The sequence below is a fragment of the Pseudomonas sp. HMWF006 genome (assembly GCF_003061205.1).
Lineage (GTDB): Bacteria > Pseudomonadota > Gammaproteobacteria > Pseudomonadales > Pseudomonadaceae > Aquipseudomonas > Aquipseudomonas monsensis.
The window spans coordinates 1-8,909 of sequence record NZ_QAIU01000560.1 but is presented as its reverse complement, the minus strand read 5'-3'; the positions used below and the strand labels follow the sequence as shown (position 1 = coordinate 8,909).

General features: G+C 59.7%; 7 protein-coding genes. All 7 read left to right on the top strand.

Annotated features, from left to right (window positions below):
- The first annotated feature begins 461 nt into the window (after window positions 1-461).
- The 7 genes from DBR24_RS25665 to DBR24_RS25635 all read left to right on the top strand — a co-directional run bounded on the left by DBR24_RS25665 (window position 462) and on the right by DBR24_RS25635 (window position 8,735).
- Window positions 462-1,721 (top strand): AGE family epimerase/isomerase, encoded by a 1,260-nt coding sequence (locus DBR24_RS25665; protein ID WP_123467142.1) that lies wholly within the window; start codon window positions 462-464, stop codon window positions 1,719-1,721.
- A gap of 119 nt (window positions 1,722-1,840) precedes the next feature.
- On the top strand, window positions 1,841-3,142 hold the full coding sequence (locus DBR24_RS25660; RefSeq protein ID WP_123467140.1) for an ABC transporter substrate-binding protein: 1,302 nt from the start codon (window positions 1,841-1,843) through the stop codon (window positions 3,140-3,142).
- A gap of 113 nt (window positions 3,143-3,255) precedes the next feature.
- On the top strand, window positions 3,256-4,164 hold the full coding sequence (locus DBR24_RS25655; protein WP_123467138.1) for a carbohydrate ABC transporter permease: 909 nt from the start codon (window positions 3,256-3,258) through the stop codon (window positions 4,162-4,164).
- Complete coding sequence (locus tag DBR24_RS25650) at window positions 4,157-5,002, top strand: carbohydrate ABC transporter permease (protein WP_042607262.1); 846 nt, start codon at window positions 4,157-4,159, stop codon at window positions 5,000-5,002. Before DBR24_RS25655 ends, DBR24_RS25650 begins: the two co-directional genes overlap by 8 nt.
- A gap of 2 nt (window positions 5,003-5,004) precedes the next feature.
- Window positions 5,005-6,165 (top strand): ABC transporter ATP-binding protein, encoded by a 1,161-nt coding sequence (locus DBR24_RS25645; protein ID WP_123467136.1) that lies wholly within the window; start codon window positions 5,005-5,007, stop codon window positions 6,163-6,165.
- Between the two features lie 193 nt (window positions 6,166-6,358).
- Entirely contained in the window at window positions 6,359-7,708 is a 1,350-nt protein-coding gene (locus DBR24_RS25640; protein ID WP_128616119.1) for a carbohydrate porin, read from the top strand.
- Window positions 7,709-7,880: 172 nt separating this feature from the next.
- A complete protein-coding gene (locus DBR24_RS25635; RefSeq protein WP_123467132.1) occupies window positions 7,881-8,735 on the top strand; it encodes a D-hexose-6-phosphate mutarotase in 855 nt (284 codons plus the stop codon).
- Window positions 8,736-8,909 lie beyond the last annotated feature (174 nt).

Genomic DNA, 8,909 nt, shown 5'->3' with positions numbered 1-8,909 from the left:
TCGGCTCGGTATTTCAGGTCGGCGGAAAGCTTATTACACCCCGGTTGGCTGCCTCTCCCTCCTCCCAAAGGGAGATGGGACTGATCGGGGGATGCTGCAAAGATGCGCCGACCTGACCGTACAGCGCCGACTCCATAATCGGCTCGGTATTTCAAGTCGGCGGAAGCTTGTTACACCTCGGTTGGCTGCCTCTCCCAGGGTGGGGTGAGGGGACTGAGCGCGTTGTTCAATCGAATTGCGCCGACCTGATGCGTTGAGTCGATTGTGGATTCGGTACAGCACTTTCAGGTCGGCGTAACTCTTCAGTATCGTGCGGTCGGCCCCCTCTCCCTCCGGGAGAGGGCTGGGGTGAGGGCTGCTCTTTGTCACGGATCAGTGACAAAAACCGCCCCCTTCGTTACAAGCCCATCCCGACCCGTTGTTTAGACTGCCCGCAGTCATAACAACAAAAAAGGCCACCCATGGATCTCTTCCACCCAGGCTTCAGCAGTTGGCTGAACGCCCCTGCCCACCAGCAATGGCTCGCCGACGAAGGTCTGCGCCTGCTGGCATTCGCCAAGGCTTCAAAGCTGCCCGAAGGTTTCGGCAACCTCGACGAACGCGGCCGTCTGCCAGCGCACGCGCAAGCCGAAACCATGAACACCGCGCGCATGACCCACAGCTTCGCCATGGCCCACATTCAGGGCCTGCCGGGTTTCGCCGAACTGGTCGATCACGGCATCGCGGCCCTGCGCGGCCCGTTGCGTGATGCACTGCACGGCGGCTGGTTTGCGGTCGCCGAACACCGCGACGGCAATACCGGCAAGAACGCTTATCTGCATGCCTTCGTCGCGCTCGCGGCCAGCTCTGCAGTGGTCGCACAGCGTCCCGGCGCCCAGGCCTTGCTGGATGACGCCATCGACATCATCGACACGTATTTCTGGAGCGAAGAAGAGGGCGCCATGCGCGAATACTTCAATCGCGACTGGAGCGAAGAAGAAGCCTATCGCGGTGCCAACAGCAACATGCACGCGACTGAAGCGTTCCTTGCATTGGCCGATGTCACCGAAGATCCGCGCTGGCTGATCCGTGCACAACGCATCGTCGAGCGAGTGATCCACGGTCATGCTGCCGCCAACGGTTACATGGTCATCGAGCACTTCGACCGCGATTGGCAACCGCTGCGCGAATACAACCTCGACAATCCCGCTGACGGTTTCCGCCCTTACGGCACCACGCCGGGTCACGGTTTCGAATGGGCGCGGCTGTTGCTGCACCTCGAAGCGGCGCGGGTTCAGGCCGGCATGCTCACACCCGGCTGGCTTGCCACTGATGCGGCAAAACTGTTCGAGAACAACTGCCGCCACGGCTGGGACGTCGATGGAGCGCCGGGGATCGTCTACACCCTCGACTGGGACAATAAATCCGTGGTGCGCCATCGCCTGCACTGGACGCACGCAGAAGCCAGCGCCGCCGCCAGCGCCTTGCTCAAACGCACCGGCGAGGCGCAATACGAAGCCTGGTACCGACTGTTCTGGGAATTCTGCGAAAACCATTTCATCGACCGCTGCGACGGCAGCTGGCACCACGAACTCAATCCGCAAAACCTGCCAAGTGCCGATATCTGGCCGGGTAAACCCGATCTGTACCACGCCTGGCAAGCCGTGCTGATCCCTCGTCTACCCTTGTCGCCGAGCATGGCGACTGCGCTGGCGCAGTTGTCCCAGAGCTGTCCTGTGTAACCATGTGGTGACATTCGCGCGTCCCTTCGTTACCTGCGAGGGGAAACGTCCTGTTTAAACTCCTATGCAGCGCAAGCACCAGACTTGCAATGCATAACAACAAGAAAGGTACATCTCAGATGAATGCGATTTCTCGCCTCGCTACTGTCATTTCTGTCGCCTCCCTGTTCCCGCTCGCAATTCTGCCTCTCAGTGTTTCCGCTGCCGAATCCAAAGGTTCGGTGGAAGTCGTGCACTGGTGGACGTCCGGTGGCGAAAAAGCTGCCGTTGATGTGCTCAAGGCCCAAGTCGAAAAAGACGGTTTCACCTGGAAAGACGGCGCTGTCGCCGGCGGTGGCGGTGCCACGGCCATGACCGTGCTGAAAAGCCGTGCCGTGGCTGGCAACCCGCCGGGCGTCGCCCAGATCAAAGGCCCGGACATCCAGGAATGGGCGTCGACCGGCCTGCTTGACACCGACGTGCTCAAAGACGTCGCCAAGTCGGAAAAGTGGGACAGCCTGCTCGACAAGAAAGTCTCCGATACCGTGAAGTACGACGGTGATTACGTGGCTGTGCCGGTGAACATTCACCGCGTCAACTGGCTGTGGATCAACCCGGAAGTATTCAAGAAAGCCGGTATCGCCAAAGCCCCGACCACCCTCGAAGAATTCTACGCCGCCGGCGACAAGCTGAAGGCTGCGGGCTTCATTCCGCTGGCTCACGGCGGTCAGCCTTGGCAGGACAGCACCGTGTTCGAAGCCGTTGTGCTGTCGGTCATGGGCGTTGATGGCTACAAGAAAGCCCTGGTCGATCTGGACAACAAGGCGCTGACCGGCCCGGAAATGGTCAAGGCGCTGACCGAGCTGAAGAAAGTCGCGACCTACATGGACGTCGACGGCAAAGGCCAGGACTGGAACCTGGAAGCGGCCAAAGTCATCAACGGCAAGGCCGGCATGCAGATCATGGGGGACTGGGCCAAGTCCGAATGGACTGCTGCCAAGAAAGTCGCCGGCAAGGACTACGAGTGCGTAGCGTTCCCGGGCACCGACAAGGCGTTCACCTACAACATCGACTCCCTGGCGGTGTTCAAGCAGAAAGACAAAGGCACTGCGGCTGGTCAGCAGGACATCGCCAAAGTCGTGCTGGGTGAAAACTTCCAGAAAGTCTTCAGCATCAACAAAGGCTCGATCCCGGTGCGTAACGACATGTTGAACAACATGGAGAAACTCGGTTTCGACTCCTGCGCGCAGACCGCGGCCAAGGACTTCCTGGCGGACGCCAAGTCCGGCGGCCTGCAACCAAGCATGGCGCACAACATGGCGACCACGCTGGCGGTGCAGGGCGCGTTCTTTGACGTAGTCACCAACTACATCAACGACCCGAAAGCCGACCCGGCCGATGCGGCCAGGAAACTGGGCGCGGCGGTTCAGTCGGCTAAATAAGCCATAGCGGCAAGTTGCAAGCTGCAAGCTGCAAGTCAGAGCGCTGCCCTGCTTATCTTGCAGCTTGAAACTTGTAGCTTGTAGCTGCTCTTTTCTTTTTTATGGATTTCCCCATGAGTTCTGTTGCTGTGTTCAGCAAAGCCTCGCCGTTCGATGCACTGCAGCGCTGGCTACCGAAACTGGTGCTGGCGCCGAGCATGGTCATCGTGCTGGTTGGCTTCTATGGCTACATCCTGTGGACGTTCGTGCTGTCGTTCACCACCTCGACGTTCCTGCCGAACTACAAGTGGGCCGGCCTGGCGCAATACGCCCGGCTGTTCGACAACGACCGCTGGTGGGTGGCGAGCAAGAACCTCGCGGTGTTCGGTGGCATGTTCATCGGCATCACGTTGGTGATTGGTGTGCTGCTGGCGGTGTTCCTCGACCAGCGTATCCGTCGCGAAGGCTTTATCCGCACCATTTACCTGTACCCGATGGCGCTCTCGATGATCGTCACCGGTACCGCGTGGAAATGGCTGCTCAACCCGGGCATGGGCCTGGACAAATTGTTGCGTGACTGGGGCTGGGAAGGCTTCCGTCTGGACTGGCTGATCGACCCGGATCGCGTGGTGTACTGCCTGGTGATCGCCGCAGTGTGGCAAGCCTCGGGTTTCATCATGGCGATGTTTCTCGCCGGCCTGCGCGGTGTCGATCAGTCGATCATTCGTGCTGCACAGATCGACGGCGCGAGCATGCCGACCATCTACTGGAAAGTGGTGCTGCCCAGCCTGCGTCCGGTGTTCTTCAGTGCGGTGATGATCCTCGCCCACATCGCGATCAAGAGCTTCGACCTGGTCGCGGCGATGACCGCAGGGGGGCCGGGTTATTCCTCCGACCTGCCGGCGATGTTCATGTATTCCTTCACCTTCAGTCGCGGCCAGATGGGCATGGGGTCGGCCAGTGCGATTCTGATGCTCGGTGCGATCCTCGCGATCATCGTGCCTTACCTGTACTCCGAGCTGAGGACCAAGCGTCATGACTAGTCTCGCTGCCAAACCTGCCATCAGCCTGAGTCGCATCGCGATCTACGCGGTACTGATTTTCGCCGTGTTCCTGTACCTGGTGCCGCTGGTGGTCATGCTGCTGACCAGCTTCAAGACCCCGGAAGACATCAGCACCGGCAACCTGCTGAGCTGGCCGACCGTGGTCAGCGGTATCGGCTGGGTCAAGGCCTGGGCCACGGTTGACGGTTACTTCTGGAACTCGATCAAGATCACCGTGCCGGCCGTAATCATCTCCACCGCCATCGGTGCGTTGAACGGTTACGTGCTGTCGATGTGGCGCTTCCGTGGTTCGCAGTTGTTCTTCGGGCTGCTGTTGTTCGGCTGCTTCCTGCCGTTCCAGACCGTGCTGCTGCCGGCCTCGTTTACCCTCGGCAAGATGGGCCTGGCGAGCACCACCACCGGTCTGGTGTTTGTTCACGTGGTTTACGGCCTGGCGTTCACCACGCTGTTCTTCCGTAACTACTACGTGAGCATTCCCGATGCGCTGGTGAAGGCTGCACGTCTGGATGGCGCGGGTTTCTTCACGATCTTCCGCCGCATCATTCTGCCGATGTCGACGCCGATCATCATGGTCTGCCTGATCTGGCAGTTCACCCAGATCTGGAACGACTTCCTGTTTGGTGTGGTGTTCTCCAGCGGTGATTCGCAACCGATCACGGTGGCGCTGAACAACCTGGTCAACACCAGCACCGGGGCCAAGGAATACAACGTTGATATGGCAGCGGCGATGATCGCCGGGCTGCCGACCCTGCTGGTCTATGTGGTCGCAGGCAAGTATTTCGTGCGCGGGCTGACGGCCGGCGCAGTCAAGGGGTAATCATGGCAACGCTCGAACTTCGCAACGTCAACAAGACCTACGGTGCCGGCCTGCCGGACACCCTGAAGAACATCGAACTGTCGATCAAGGACGGTGAGTTCCTGATCCTGGTCGGCCCGTCGGGCTGCGGCAAGTCGACCCTGATGAACTGCATCGCCGGTCTGGAAACCATCAGCGGCGGCGCGATCATGATCGGCGATCAGGACGTCAGCGGCATGAGCCCGAAAGATCGCGACATCGCCATGGTCTTCCAGTCCTACGCGCTGTACCCGACCATGAGCGTGCGCGAGAACATCGAGTTCGGTCTGAAGATCCGCAAGATGCCGCAGGCGGCGATCGACGAAGAAGTCGCGCGCGTGGCCAAGCTGTTGCAGATCGAACACCTGCTGAATCGCAAGCCGGGTCAACTTTCCGGTGGTCAGCAGCAGCGTGTGGCGATGGGCCGTGCATTGGCGCGGCGGCCGAAGATCTATCTGTTCGACGAACCGCTGTCCAACCTCGATGCCAAGCTGCGGGTTGAGATGCGCACCGAAATGAAACTGATGCACCAGCGCCTGAAAACCACCACGGTCTACGTGACCCACGACCAGATCGAAGCGATGACCCTGGGCGACAAAGTGGCGGTGATGAAGGACGGGATCATCCAGCAATTCGGCACGCCGAAAGAGATCTACAACGACCCGGCCAACCTGTTTGTGGCGAGCTTCATCGGTTCGCCGCCGATGAACTTCATTCCGCTGCGCCTGCAGCGCAAGGACGGTCGCCTGCTGGCGCTGCTCGACAGCGGCCAGGCCCGTTGCGAGTTGCCGATGGGCATGCAGGACGCCGGGCTTGAAGATCGCGAAGTGATACTCGGCTTGCGTCCGGAGCAGATCGTGCTGGCGAATGGCGAAGGCAATGGTTTGCCGAGCATCAAGGCTGAAGTGCAAGTCACCGAACCGACCGGTCCGGACACCCTGGTGTTCGTCAACCTCAATGACACCAAGGTCTGCTGCCGTCTGGCACCGGACGTGGCACCGCAGGTGGGCGAAAGCCTGACGCTGCAATTCGATCCGTCGAAAGTGCTGTTGTTCGATGCCAAGACTGGCGAGCGTCTGGGCGTTGCGGGCCAGGCGCAGGCCGAAGCGCGGTCGGCGAACGTCGCGCAATTCAAGGGGCGCTGAGGACCAAATGTTGGAGCGAGCTTGCTCGCGAAAGCGGTGTGTCATGCAACACATGTATCAACTGACATAAAGCCTTCGCGAGCAAGCTCGCTCCCACAAAGGAGCACGCGGTGGATGGCCTGTTATCCATCGCACTTTATGTAAACCGCGTTAGATAAAAACAGTTAATAACAATAAAGACGAGGATGTAGGGATGAAAAAGAAACACGTCAATGCCCGCTTGATCTGCCAAGTGTCAGCGGCAGCAGCACTGGTGCTGGCCGGCAATGCAATGGCGGCCGATGCGTTCAGCTCCGATTCCAAGTGGATGACCGGCGACTGGGGTGGCGAGCGGACCAAGCTGATCGAGCAAGGTATCGACATCAAGGCGGACTACGTCGGGGAAGTCGGTGGCAACCTGCACGGCGGCTACAACGACGACAAGACGGCGCGTTACGCTGACCAGTTCGGTCTGGGCGTGGCACTGGATCTGCAAAAACTCTGGGGCTGGGACAACACCCAGGCGAAGATCCAGCTGACCAACCGTAACGGCTACAACATCTCTAACGATCGCGTGGGCGATCCGCGTGCCGGCACCTTGTCTTCCTCGCAGGAAGTCTACGGTCGTGGCCACATGGTGCGTCTGACCCAGTTGTGGATTCAGCACCAGTTCTTCGACAACAAGCTCGACGTCAAGGCCGGTTACTTCGGTGAAGGCGAAGACTTCAACACCTTTCCGTGCGACTTCCAGAACCTGGCGTTCTGCGGTTCGCAAGTGGGTAACTGGGCGACCAACATCTGGTACAACTGGCCCGTCAGCCAGGCCGCGATCCGCGTGAAGTACAACATCAACGACGAGCTCTACGCGCAAATCGGTGCGTACAACCAGAACCCGTCGCAGCTGGAACACGGCAACGGCTTCAAACTCAGCGGCAGCGGCACCAAAGGTACCGTTCTTCCTGTCGAGCTGGTCTGGTCGCCGAAGGTCAACAGCCTGCCGGGCGAATTCCGCGTCGGTTACTACAAGAGCACTGCTGATGCCAGCGACGTTCGTGAAGACGTCAACGGTTTCGACGCTGCTACTACTCGCGACGCGTACAAAACCCACAGCAGCAAAAGCGGCTACTGGTTCGTGGCGCAACAGCAACTCACCAGCCACAACGGCGACGCTTCCCGTGGTCTGAACATCGCGGCCAACGCCACTTTCCACGACAAGGACACCAACTTCATCGACAACTATCAGTCGGTGATGTTTGTCTACAAAGGCCCGTTCGACGCGCGTCCGAAGGATGACGTCGGTATCGGCGCGGCGCGTATCCACGTCAACGATGACGTGAAGAAAAACGCTGAACTGCTGAACGTTTCCAACGGTGTGTCGGATTACGACAATCCGGTGTTCTCGCCAATTCGCGAAACCGAATACAACTACGAGATCAACTACGGCTTCCACGTCACCAACTGGCTGACCGTACGTCCTAACCTGCAGTACATCACTCACCCGGGTGGTGTGGATGAAGTGGACAACGCTTTGGTCGCTGGCCTGAAAATTCAGTCTACGTTCTGACGCGTCTGCGATAAGCTCCTCTCTATGTGCGCATATTTGCGGACAGCGGGGGGGCGTTCTCAATTGTTTTGCCCGGCGCGGTGGGAAAAACAATTGAGAACGCCCCCTAGGCTGTCCGCTTTTTTTTGAGGGCTGGCGCAGCCCGTAACAGATGAATTCGGAACCGTGGCCAATGCATGAGCATCCGCTGCAACGCTTCTTCAAATCCCTGCGTGAACAACCGGTGTTCGCCTGGGAGCGCTATCAGATGCGCGACGTGTTGGTGATTGATCATCCGCTGTGTCAGGCGGTGTTCAGTCGGCAGGGCGCGCAGTTGCTGCACTTTCAGCCGCGCGGGCAGAAACCGTGGTTGTGGTGTGCGGCGAAGTGGCCACACGTTGGCGCTATTCGCGGTGGTGTGCCGGTGTGCTGGCCGTGGTATGGCCGTCATCCGAGCGAAAACGCCTGGCCGTCCCATGGCTGGGCGCGGCTGCTCGACTGGAAACTGCTCGATAGCAGCAGCGCCGAGGATGGCGTGCGCCTGCACTGGCAATTGCAATTGTGCGACTGGCAGGTCGACCTGCACGCGCACCTCGGAGAACGCATGGAGTTACGCCTGAGCACTGAGCATCAGGACGACATGCCGTGCCAGTTGAGCCAGGCGTTGCACGCTTACTGGCGTATTGGCGATGTCGGTGAGATAGCGCTGTCTGGCCTCGAAGGCGCGCAGGGTTATGACCAGTTGAGTCGCCAGTCTTGTCAGCAGGAAGGCGAGTTACGCGTCGATGGCGGCTGCCAGCGTGTGTTCCAGCACGACGGCGAATTACAGCTCAAGGATCACGCCTGGCAGCGCGAGTTGTGCATTGATACCGGTGACAGCGGCGACACGGTGGTCTGGCATCCTGGAGCGCGGCCGTTGTTGGGCGTGACGTGGGATGAGATTTCCGAGTTTGTCTGTGTTGAAGCGGCGGCGGGTGGGACTGACAGCTTGCATCTGGCGCCGGGGGAGAAGGCGCATTTGAGTTTGCAGGCGTGGGCGGCGGCTTGAGTGTGTCAGTCACATCGTAGCCCCTCACCCTAGCCCTCTCCCGGGGGAGAGGGGACCGAATGGGGGATGCTTAAGCGTTACGCCGACGTGAAAGTGCAGCGCTGAATCCATAATCGACTCTATTTTTCAGGTCGATGTATAGCGCAAGACACCTCGGTCGGCTCCCTCTCCCCC

Bases quoted from the DNA above. Each gene is read 5' to 3' on its own strand.
- DBR24_RS25660 (WP_123467140.1), top strand. From the start codon at position 1,841: ATGAATGCGATTTCTCGCCTCGCTACTGTCATTTCTGTCGCCTCCCTG.
- DBR24_RS25650 (WP_042607262.1), top strand. From the start codon at position 4,157: ATGACTAGTCTCGCTGCCAAACCTGCCATCAGCCTGAGTCGCATCGCG.
- DBR24_RS25655 (WP_123467138.1), top strand. From the start codon at position 3,256: ATGAGTTCTGTTGCTGTGTTCAGCAAAGCCTCGCCGTTCGATGCACTG.
- DBR24_RS25645 (WP_123467136.1), top strand. From the start codon at position 5,005: ATGGCAACGCTCGAACTTCGCAACGTCAACAAGACCTACGGTGCCGGC.
- DBR24_RS25635 (WP_123467132.1), top strand. From the start codon at position 7,881: ATGCATGAGCATCCGCTGCAACGCTTCTTCAAATCCCTGCGTGAACAA.
- DBR24_RS25640 (WP_128616119.1), top strand. From the start codon at position 6,359: ATGAAAAAGAAACACGTCAATGCCCGCTTGATCTGCCAAGTGTCAGCG.
- DBR24_RS25665 (WP_123467142.1), top strand. From the start codon at position 462: ATGGATCTCTTCCACCCAGGCTTCAGCAGTTGGCTGAACGCCCCTGCC.